The organism is Methylibium sp. (assembly GCF_013817345.1).
Classification (GTDB): Bacteria; Pseudomonadota; Gammaproteobacteria; order Burkholderiales; family Burkholderiaceae_C; genus Methylibium.
Genome location: NZ_JACDCW010000120.1, coordinates 1 through 10076, shown reverse-complemented (window position 1 = coordinate 10076; position 10076 = coordinate 1). Strand labels below are relative to the sequence as shown.

Genomic DNA, 10076 nt, shown 5'->3' with positions numbered 1-10076 from the left:
GAGTGAAGTCAAGGAGGAGGGCTGGGCGTGAGCCCGGCCCGGGGGACATGAACGCAACACAGCGACCCGGCGCAGCGCTCGCGCGCTGAGCTTGCACAGTCGGCATTCCGAACACGAACCGAAGCCCGCTACAACTCTTCGACGAATTCAATTCGATGCGTATGAACGCAATTTCGTATAAGAGGGGCCCCATGCGCAGCATGGGGATCGACAGCGATGGCGATGGCGATGGCGAGCGCAGTGGGCTCGATGCCCACTGCGCGAGAGAGCCCCGCTCCTCGCCTTTCAGCCGCCCGCCGCCGCGATCTGCCCGAAGCGGCCACTGCGGAAATCGACCATGGCCTGCTCGATCTCGGCCTGCGTGTTCATCACGAAAGGGCCGTGGCCGACGATGGGCTCGTCGATCGGCTCGCCGCTGAGCAGCAGCACGGTGGCCTGCGTCTCGGCCTCCAGCGTCACGTCGGCGCCGGCCCGGTCGAGCAGCAGCATCTGCGCTTCGCTCACCGGCGGCGCGCCGTTCACGCCCACCGAACCGTGCAGCACCAGCACCGCTGCGGTGCGGCCTTCGGCCACCGGCAGTTCGACCTTGCAGCCCGCGCGCAGACGCAAATCCCACATGTCGATCGGCGTGAAGGTGCGCGCCGGCCCGCGGTGGCCGTCGTAGTCACCCGCGATCACGCGCAGAGTGCCGGCCTCGGCGGGCAGCGTCACGGCGGGGATGTCGCGATCAAGCACGGTCTGGTAGCCGGGCGCGGCCGTCTTGTCGCGTGCGGGCAGATTGACCCAGAGCTGCACCATCTGCATGGGGCCGCCAGAGCGGGTGAAGGCCGGCGAATGGAACTCCTCGTGCAGGATGCCGGCAGCGGCCGTCATCCACTGCACGTCGCCCGGCCCGATGAGGCCGCCCTGGCCGGTCGAGTCCCGGTGCGCCAGTTCGCCCTGATAGACGATGGTCACCGTCTCGAAGCCGCGGTGCGGATGCTGGCCTACGCCACGAGGCTTGTCGGGCTGCCCCGGCGCGAACTCGGTGGGCGCGGCGTAGTCGAGCATCAGGAAGGGACTCGCCTGGCGGCCGAGCGAGTCGTAGGAAAACAGCGTGCGCACCGGGAAACCGTCGCCCACCCAGTGCGGCGGCGTGCCGCCGTGGCGGCTCAGAACCTTCTTCATTTCGCGCCTCCTTTGCATGCAGTTGGGGATCGCCGGGGCCACTGCAAGCCTACGCCGGTGACCGGCATCGCGCCGGATGGCGCACCATTGCACTGTGGATGACCCCTTCGACTTGGAGCGCTTCATCACCGCCCAGGCCCCGGTGTACGCCGCGGCGACAGCGGAGCTCAGGGCCGGCAGGAAGACGGCGCACTGGATGTGGTTCGTCTTCCCGCAACTGCGCGCGCTCGGCCGCAGCAGCACGGCCCTGCACTACGGCATCGCGGGCCGGGCGGAGGCCGAGGCGTACGCGCGGCACCCGGTGCTGGGAGCGCGGCTGAGGGAATGCTGCGAACTCGTGCTGGGCATCGAGGGGCGCACGGCCCATGACATCTTCGGGTCGCCGGACGACCTGAAGCTGCGGTCGTCGATGACACTGTTCGCGGCCGTCGCACCCGAAGCGGAAGTGTTCGGGCGAGTGCTGGCGCGGTACTACGGCGGAGGGACGGATCAGCGAACTATCGAGCTGCTTTGAGCGCGGTCTCCTGAAAGAAGCAGCGCACTCAGGCGCACGTGTCGAGTGGGCCCATCACCTGCCGCAGATATACCCCCGTCCGACTCTCGTCCACCTCACACACCGCCGCCGGCGTCCCGCACGCCACGATGCGCCCCCCTTCCTGCCCTGCCCCAGGGCCCACGTCGATGACCCAGTCGCTCTGCGCCACCACGTGCAGTTCATGCTCCACCACCACCACGGTGTTGCCCGCATCGACCAGCCCCTGCAATTGCGCCAGGAGCTTGTCCACATCGGCCGGGTGCAGGCCAGTGGTGGGCTCGTCCAGCACGTAGAGCGTGGCGCCGCGTTGCGGGCGCTGCAGTTCGGTGGCGAGCTTGATGCGCTGGGCCTCGCCGCCCGAGAGTTCGGTGGCCGGCTGGCCGAGCCGCAGGTAGCCCAGGCCGATATCCCTCAGCAGCGCCAGTGGCTTGCTCACGGCGGCCTCGCTGGCGAAGAACGCCACCGCCTCCTCAACCGTCATGCGCAGCACCTCGGCGATGTTTCTGTCGCGCCAGGTCACCTTGAGGGTCTGCTCGTTGTAGCGCGCGCCGTGGCAGGTGGGGCACGGCGCATACACGCTCGGCATGAACAGCAACTCCACGCTCACGAAGCCCTCGCCTTCGCAGGTTTCGCAGCGGCCCTTGGCCACGTTGAACGAAAAGCGCCCGGCATCGAAGCGCCGCGCGCGCGCCGCCTGGGTGGCGGCGAAGAGCTTGCGCACGGCATCGAAGAGACCGGTGTAAGTGGCGAGGTTGGAGCGCGGCGTGCGGCCGATGGGCTTCTGATCCACGCGCACCAGCCGGCGTATGTGCTCCATGCCGGCGTGGAGGCGCCCGCCGGTCTCTGCCGATACCCGCGGCGCGAGTTCGTCGCCCTCCTCCTCTTCGGGCGGCGGCGGCTCGTGCCCCAGGTGTTCAAGCACCAGTTCCACCAGGGCCTGGCTCACCAGGCTCGACTTGCCTGAACCCGACACGCCCGTCACCGCCGTGAAGGTGCCGAGCGGGAAGCGCACGTCCAGCCCCTGCAGGTTGTTGCGCGTCACGCCACGCAACTCCAGCCAGCCCGCCGCGGTGCGCGGCCTGCGCGGCGGCGCTGCGCAGTCGGCGAACAGGTAGCGCGCTGTGTGCGAAGCCTTCACCGCCTGCAGACCGGCCGGCGGCCCGCTGTAGAGAATGCAGCCGCCGTGTTCGCCGGCATCGGGGCCCACATCGACCAGCCAGTCGGCACGGCGCATCACCTCGAGGTCGTGCTCCACCACGAAGATGGAGTTGCCGGCGCGCTTGAGCTGCTGCAGCGCGAGCAGCAGCGCCTCGTTGTCGGCCGGGTGCAGCCCGGCGGAGGGCTCGTCGAGCACGTACACCACGCCGAACAGGCTGGAGCGGATCTGCGTGGCCAGCCGCAGGCGCTGCAGTTCACCGGGCGAAAGGGTCGGCGTGCCGCGCCCGAGCGACAGGTAGCCCAGGCCGAGTTGCTGAAGGCTCTCGATGCGCTCCACCAGATCGTGCGTGATGCGCTGGGCCGCGATGCGCTTTTCCGCCGAGAGGTTGGGCGTGCGGCGCACGTCCTTTGTCGCCGCATGGGCCGAGCCGCCCGCGGCCACGCGGCGCGCGGTGTCCTTGGCCGCGGCTGCGCGGCTCAGCACCGAGCGGTCGCCGCTTTCGTCGAAGCGCCCCTGCGCCGCGGGGCGCAGCAGTTCGGCCACGCGGTCGAGCGGCAACTCGGCCAGCGTGCCGATATCGACGCCCGCGAAGGTGACCGACAACGCCTCCCGCTTGAGCCGCTTGCCCTCGCACACCGGGCAGATGCCACCCGTCATGAAGCGCGACACGCGTTTTTTCATGAGCGCGCTCTGCGTGTTGGCGAAGGTGTGCAGCACGTACTTGCGCGCGCCGGTGAAGGTGCCCTGGTAGCTCGGCTCCGTCTTGCGGCGCAGGGCGGCGCGCGTCTCCGCGGGCGTGAAGCCGGCGTACACCGGCACGGTGGGCTGCTCGTCGGTGAAGAGGATCCAGTCTCGGTCCTTCTTCGGCAGATCGCGCCAGGGCGTGTCCACGTCGTAGCCCAGAGTGACGAGGATGTCGCGCAGGTTCTGGCCGTGCCAGGCCGGCGGCCAGGCTTTGATGCCGCGCTCGCGAATGGTGAGCGAGTCGTCGGGCACCATGGAGCGCTCGGTCACCTGGTACACGCGGCCCAGGCCGTGGCAGTTGGGGCAGGCGCCTTGCGGCGTGTTGGGCGAGAAGTCTTCCGCGTAGAGCGTGGGCTGGCGCGGCGGATAGTTGCCGGCGCGCGAGTACAGCATGCGCAGCAGGCTCGCCAGCGTGGTCACGGTGCCGACCGAGGAGCGCGCGCTCGGCGTGCCGCGCTGCTGCTGGAGCGCCACGGCCGGCGGCAGGCCCTCGATGGCATCGACGTCGGGGCTGCCGACTTGCTCGATCAGCCGGCGCGCGTAGGGAGCCACCGATTCGAAGTAGCGCCGCTGCGCCTCGGCGTACAAGGTGCCGAAGGCGAGAGACGATTTGCCGGAGCCCGAGATGCCGGTGAACACGACGAGCGCGTCGCGCGGGATATCGACGTCGACATTCCTGAGGTTGTGCTCGCGAGCGCCGCGCACACGCACGAAGCGGCTGGCGAGGTGCTCGTCATCGGCGTGTCGATTCATGTGCGGGCGTTTGCGTCGACCCTCACCCCAGCCCTCTCCCGCGGGCGGGAGAGGGAGCAAAGCGGCGGCTTCATCTCCCTGGTTTTCGGGGTTCGCAGCGACGGCAAGACATCTCTCACGCACTCATCCCGTGGCCACGCTGCGCAGCCAGCGGTATCCGTAGGGTTCGAGGTCGATGCGGTAGCTGCCGTCTTCCTGCGCCTCGCAGTGGTGAAAGGCCAGCACGTCCTGCAGAGTGCGCGAACCACCGACCGGCAGCATGAACTTCGCGCGCCGCGCGCCGAGGTTGTGCACGGCATAGACGGTCGAGCCGTCGAGGTCGCAGCGGTGCGCGAGCACTTCCGCGCGGCCGGTGTCGATCCACGTGCACTCGCCCAGGCCGAACTCGGGGCACTCCTTGCGCCGGCGCAGCGCCCGCTCGAGCCAGTTCAGCAGCGACTGCGGATCGCGCCGCTGCGCCTCGACGTTGACGGTCGGGTAGCCGTACTCGCCCTCGGCGATCGGCGGCAGCGAGAGCCGGTCGGCTGCGGCACTTGAGAAGCCGCCGTTGGCGCCGTCGCTCCACTGCATCGGCGTGCGCACGCTCTCGCGGTCGGGCAGCGAGAGGTCGTCCCCCATGCCGATCTCATCGCCGTAGCGCAGCACCGGCGTGCCTGGCAGGGTGAGCATCAGGCTGTGCGCCAGTTCGAGCCGGCGGCGGTCGTTGCCCAGCATGGGCGCAAGGCGGCGGCGAATGCCGCGGCCGTAGAGCTGCATGCTCTCGTCGGGGCCGAAAGCGCGGAAGACCTCTTCGAGCTCGCTCTTCTTCAGGCGCCCGAGGTCGAGCTCGTCGTGGCTGCGGATGAAGTTGTTCCACTGGCACCAGACCGGAATCGGCGGTAGCTGCTCGTAGGCGCGGCGGATCGGCGTGGCGTCCTTGCGGGCCAATGCCAGAAACAGGTGCTGGTTGACCCAGAAGTTGAACGACATGTGGATCTTGTCGCCATCGCCGAAGTAGTCGGGCACCTCCTCGGGCAACAAGTTCGCCTCGGCCATCAGGCAAGCGTCGCCGCACAGTTGCTGCACGTGATGGCGCAGCTCGCGAAGGTAGGCGTGCGCGTCGCCCTGGCCTTCGAGAGGCGTGCCCTTGAACTCGATCAGGAACGGCAGCGCGTCGATGCGAAAGCCCGTGACACCGAGTTGCAGCCACAAGCCGGTGATCCGTTCGATCTCGCGGCGCACCGCGGGGTTGGTGATGTTGAGCTCGGCCTGGTGGTCGTAGAAGCGATGGAAGTAATAGGCCTTGGCCTCGCGGTCCCAGGTCCAGGTGGTGTCCTGCACGCCGGGAAAGACCGTGCCCTCCGCGGCATCCGCAGGCTTCTCGTCGGACCAGACGTAGTAGTCGCGATAGGGCGACTGGGCATCGCTGCGCGCGGCCTGGAACCACGGATGATCGATCGAGGTGTGGTTGACCACCAGGTCGATCATCACGCGCATGCCATTCTCTTGGGCACGGCGCGAGAACTCCACGAAATCGCCCAGGGTGCCCAGGCGCGGATCGACGCTGTAGTAGTCGGTGATGTCGTAGCCGTTGTCGCGCATCGGCGACGGGAAAAAAGGCTGCAGCCAAATGCAATCGACGTTGAGGCCGGCCAGGTAGTCGAGCTTCGCGGCCAGACCGATGAAGTCGCCGATGCCGTCGCCGTTGCCGTCGGCGAAGGTCTTGACGTCCAGGCAATAGAGGACCGCGTTCTTGTACCAGGGCTCAGCCATGAGGTTCCTTTTCGGGTCGGGTCGCCTGCCAGGCGCGCAGCAGCTCGGCGACGCTCCAGGCCTGCGCGATGCAGCCGCCCTCGAGGTGCGGCGGCTCGGCATTGAAGACTTCGCTGATGCTGCCGAAGCCGGTCTCGAGAAGGTGATGCGGCACCGCCTGCAGCAGCGCACGCGCCCGTCCATCGCGGCCGTGCACGCGAATCCAGGCGTCGACGAAGTGGCCGAGCAGCCAGGGCCATACCGTCCCCTGGTGATAGGCGCCATCGCGCTCGCGCAGCGCGCCTTCGTAGCGCGGCTGGTAGCCGGGCTCGAAGGGCGCGAGCGTGCGCAGGCCCACGGGGGTGAGCAGGTGCCGCTCGACGGCCGCCAGCACGTCGCGCCAGTGCGACGGGTGCAGCACCGGATGGGTCAGCGAGAGCGCGAAGATCTGATTGGGCCGCAGGCGGGCGTCGTCGCCGCCGTTGGCGGGATCCGGGCCGTCGACAACGTCGAACAGGTAGCCCCGCTCGGCCGACCAGAAACGCGCCTCGAAGGAGGCCTGAACGCGATCGGCCAGCGCGTCGTGCCCGGCTGCGTCCGCGGCACCGAGTGTCCGACCCCAGCCGGCCATCAGGCGCAGCGCGTTGTACCAGAGCGCCTGGATCTCGACCGGCTTGCCGCGCCGCGGCGTGACCACCCAGTCGCCCGCCTTGGCGTCCATCCAGGTCAGCTGCAGACCCTCGGCCGCCGCATGCACGAGGCCATCGCGCGCATCGACACCGATGCCGAAGCGCGTGCCGCGCACATGGTGGTCGATCACGCCCTGCAGCACCGGGTAGAGCTCGGAGACCAGCGCCGCATCGCCGGTGCGTCTGACGTAGCGCTCGAGCGCGTGGAAATACCAAAAGGTCGCATCGACCGTGTGATAGAGCGCCTCGCGCCCGCCTTCGGGGAACAGGTTGGGCAGCAACCCGTCGCGGATGTAGCCCGCGAAGGTGCGCAGGATGGCGCGCGCTTCATCGAAGCGCCCGGTGCAAAGCGTGAGGCCCTCGAGCGCGATCATCGTGTCGCGGCCCCAGTCGTTGAACCAGTGGTAGCCGGCAATGATCGAGCGAAAGTCATCGCCGCCGGTCGCCGTCTCGTCGCTGCGATTGCCCGGCATGACGATGAACGGGTCCGCGGCAAGTAGCAAGCGCCGCTCGACATCGTCGGCATCAGCACCAACCTCATGAGCACGCGCCAGCAAGGCGGTGATGCGGTCGTGCTCGGCCCGGAACAGCGCATCGGGGTCCGGCGCCGGCGCGGACTCGCCGCTGCTCACGATGAGAGCGACATCGCGGCCGGGCTGGAGTTCGACCGACCAGAAGCCGGGACTGTGCATGTGCTCGCTGTGGTCGTAACCGCGATCGCGCTCCACGCGAAAGAGCACATCGCGGTCGACGAGCGGCTCGGGAGTGAAAGCGCCTTGCGGCAACAGATGCAGCCGGACCGCCACGCCGTGGTCCACAAGCCGCAGCCGCAAGGCGCCCTGCGCATCTGTCTCGATCTCGCAGGGGCGGGCTTCGGTCAGCACGAGCGGCGCGTCCTGTCGCCGGCCGCACACGAAAGGCCGCAGGCGCAGGCGGCGCGAGGGCCCTTCGAGCAGGCTCCACCGCACGCACACGGTGTTGCGGCCGTGCGCCATCACGATCGATTTTTCGATGAGGCTGCCGTCGACATCGAACACCCAGACCGGCGTCAAGCCCTCCAGGCGGAACTCCCGCAAGTGGTGGTGAGCGTCGCCCTGTCTCGACCCACCTACGAACTCCGCTCCGCCGAGGTTGCTGGTGCCGGTGCTCGTCTCGATCAGCTCGTCGAGCCGCGGCAACACCACGTGGCGACCCTTCGGCTCGGTCAGGTTCGGTACGAAGATGCCGTGGAAGCGCCGCGTCGGCACGCCCAGCACCGTGCTTGACGCAAAGCCCCCCAGGCCGTTGGTCACCAGCCATTCGCGCTCGCGCAGCGGAACGGGATCGTCGCCGGGCCGCCAGGGCAGCCGCAGAGGTGTCGGGAGCATCGGTCGGTTCCGGGTTCTGATGGCATGCGAAGGCAGGCGCCGAGCCTGCCGAGAACCCGCACTGGCAACCGGCGGGCCTGCCGGGCCCCCGTAGGCGATCACCGGGGCTGCCCCGCCCTCGATAGCCCTCGGTTCTCCTTCGGCGCACGTTCATTCATGAGCCGGCGGGCGGCATCGCACATACCATCGGTCGCCTTGCGCAGCTCGTAAAGTCCCGTTACCTGAAATCCACGAGCACCCGAAGCATTTGCCATGAACATCCACCTCAGCCTGACCCCCCTGATCTCGCTCATCGCCGGCATCCTCATCCTGGTGATGCCCAAGCTGCTGAACTACATCGTGGCGCTGTACCTCATCCTCATCGGATTGATCGGCCTGTTCGGCAAGAGCTCCTTCAATTTCATCTGAACGGCCCTCGACAGGCCAACGAAAAAGGGCTGCCTCGCGGCAGCCCTTTTCCTTGCGAAGCGAATGCTCCGTTCAGCGACCGTCGCGCTGTCCGAAGCGCGAACCACCTTCACGGCGTCCGCCGGTGAAACCGCCACCAGCACCGGCCGGGCGACCGCGGCCCTGACCATGGCGCTGGCCCGGCAGTGGCTTGCTGCCCGGTGCACGCGGCCTTTGCGGGGTCGGCTCCAGGCCGGCAATTTCGCTGGCAACGATCGGCTGGCGCGTGAACGCCTCGATCGCGCGGATCTTGCCGCGCTCGCGGTGCTCGGCAATGGTGATCGCGGTGCCGGCGCGGCCGGCGCGGCCGGTCCGGCCGATGCGGTGCACGTAGTCCTCGGCCTTCATCGGCAGGCCGAAGTTGATGACGTGGCTGATGCTCTTCACATCCAGGCCGCGCGCGGCCACGTCGGTTGCGACCAGCACGCGCACATGGCCGTCGCGCAGGCCCTGCAGGCGGCGGTTGCGCACCGCCTGCGGCATGGCGCCGTGCAGCGCCACGGCCGAATGGCCTTGTTGCTGCAGCGCCTCGGCGAGCGCTTCTGTGTCGATCTGGGTGCTGGCGAAGACCAAAGCTTGATCCATATCGACGTCGCGCAGCCAGTGCTCGAGCAGCTTGTGCTTGTGGCTGAGGTTGTCGGCCCAGTGCAGGGTCTGCGTGATGTCCGCGTGCACGTCGTGCGCGCTGCCGAGTTCCAGGCGGCCGGGCGAGCGCATCACCTTGGCGGCCAAGGCCATGATGCGCGGCGCGAAGGTGGCCGAGAACATCAGCGTCTGGCTGCGCTGCGCGGTGGCTTCGTGGATTGCCGCCAGATCCTCGGCAAAGCCGAGATCGAGCATGCGGTCGGCTTCGTCCACAACCAGCACCTCGGTGCCGTCGAGCCGGATCTGGCCGCGCGAATGCAGGTCGAGCAGGCGGCCCGGGGTGGCGATCACGAGGCTGGCGCCGCGCAGATCGAACAACTGCTTGCCGAAGGGCATGCCGCCGACCACCGTGGACACGCGCAGATTGCGCACGGCCTCGCGCAGCGGGTGCTGCTTGCCTTCGACGCGCATCGCGCTGCCCACACCGCGCATCAGGTCGATGGCGTCGCTGGCCACCTGCTGCGCCAGTTCACGCGTCGGGCACAGCACCACGGCGCGCGGGCTCGCCACACGGTCGGCGGCGCGCACTTCGGCGTTGAGCAGACGCTCGAGCACGGGCAACAGGAAGGCCGCGGTCTTGCCGCTGCCGGTCTGGCTGCTGACCATCCAGTCGCCGCCCTTCATGGCAGCGGGAACGGCCTGCAACTGCACCGGTGTCGGTGCGGTAAAGCCGAGTTCGGCCACGGCATGCAGCAGCGGGCTCGAAAGGCCGAAAGATTCGAAAGTCGTAAAAGCAGAAGTCACGCGAGTATTGCCCGCCGGGTTGCCGGCGGGTCCGTCTTCGCCGGGCGCATGGAGCGCGCGGCAGGTTGGTCAACACATCGACCAACAGACGGATA

The 10076-nt window shown here is 68.7% G+C and carries 7 protein-coding genes; 2 read left to right on the top strand and 5 right to left on the bottom strand.

Features of this window, described 5'->3' with window-relative positions:
- Positions 1-285 precede the first annotated feature (285 nt).
- On the bottom strand, positions 286-1167 hold the full coding sequence (locus H0W40_RS17355) for a pirin family protein (RefSeq protein WP_292448728.1): 882 nt from the start codon (positions 1165-1167) through the stop codon (positions 286-288).
- A 76-nt stretch (positions 1168-1243) separates the two neighbouring features.
- On the opposite strand from H0W40_RS17355, the gene H0W40_RS17350 reads away from it, so the two are divergent.
- The gene (locus H0W40_RS17350) at positions 1244-1681 is read left to right on the top strand and encodes a DUF1810 domain-containing protein (protein ID WP_292448726.1); all 438 of its coding nucleotides are present in this window, start codon (positions 1244-1246) and stop codon (positions 1679-1681) included.
- A 28-nt stretch (positions 1682-1709) separates the two neighbouring features.
- Here the strand turns inward: H0W40_RS17350 and H0W40_RS17345 are convergent, their stop codons facing one another.
- The 3 genes from H0W40_RS17345 to H0W40_RS17335 form a co-directional block, all read right to left on the bottom strand.
- Complete coding sequence (locus H0W40_RS17345; protein ID WP_292448723.1) at positions 1710-4358, bottom strand: excinuclease ABC subunit UvrA; 2649 nt, start codon at positions 4356-4358, stop codon at positions 1710-1712.
- A gap of 123 nt (positions 4359-4481) precedes the next feature.
- Entirely contained in the window at positions 4482-6110 is a 1629-nt protein-coding gene (locus H0W40_RS17340) for an alpha-amylase family protein (RefSeq protein ID WP_292448720.1), read from the bottom strand.
- Positions 6103-8145 (bottom strand): amylo-alpha-1,6-glucosidase, encoded by a 2043-nt coding sequence (locus tag H0W40_RS17335; RefSeq protein ID WP_292448717.1) that lies wholly within the window; start codon positions 8143-8145, stop codon positions 6103-6105. Before H0W40_RS17335 ends, H0W40_RS17340 begins: the two co-directional genes overlap by 8 nt.
- Positions 8146-8397: 252 nt before the next feature.
- Here H0W40_RS17335 and H0W40_RS17330 point away from each other — a divergent pair, with 252 nt between their 5' ends.
- Complete coding sequence (locus H0W40_RS17330; RefSeq protein WP_292448714.1) at positions 8398-8553, top strand: DUF3096 domain-containing protein; 156 nt, start codon at positions 8398-8400, stop codon at positions 8551-8553.
- A gap of 72 nt (positions 8554-8625) precedes the next feature.
- Here the strand turns inward: H0W40_RS17330 and H0W40_RS17325 are convergent, their stop codons facing one another.
- Positions 8626-9981, bottom strand: coding sequence for a DEAD/DEAH box helicase (locus tag H0W40_RS17325; RefSeq protein WP_367153838.1), 1356 nt, complete (start codon positions 9979-9981; stop codon positions 8626-8628).
- Positions 9982-10076 lie beyond the last annotated feature (95 nt).